Source organism: Rosenbergiella metrosideri, assembly GCF_022602565.1.
Taxonomy (GTDB): Bacteria; Pseudomonadota; Gammaproteobacteria; order Enterobacterales; family Enterobacteriaceae; genus Rosenbergiella; species Rosenbergiella metrosideri.
Genome location: NZ_JALBCV010000155.1, coordinates 1 through 232 on the forward strand (window position 1 = coordinate 1; position 232 = coordinate 232).

General features: G+C 62.1%; 1 pseudogene. It reads right to left on the bottom strand.

Going from position 1 to position 232, the window contains the following annotated elements:
• Window positions 1-232 (bottom strand): annotated as a pseudogene (locus tag MKR94_RS16895) (carboxynorspermidine decarboxylase); the annotation flags it as partial.

The following is a 232-nucleotide window of genomic DNA, read 5'->3' on the forward strand; positions in this document are numbered from 1 at the left end:
GATCCTCCGACGTCCCCTCACAGAGCGAGTGGAAGTGGAAGCCCTCGATACCCTCGGGGAGCTCGGTCAGCTCCGCAGCAGGCACACCGAAGCGAGAGCCTGGAGCACAGGGGTTATACAGGTCGGTCTCCACCGCCGAGTACTCGGGGTTGACACGCAACCCGAAGGACACGCTCCCATCGGTCGGCATCAGAGGGCGCATTTGCTCGATCTGACTCAGCGAATTGAAGGT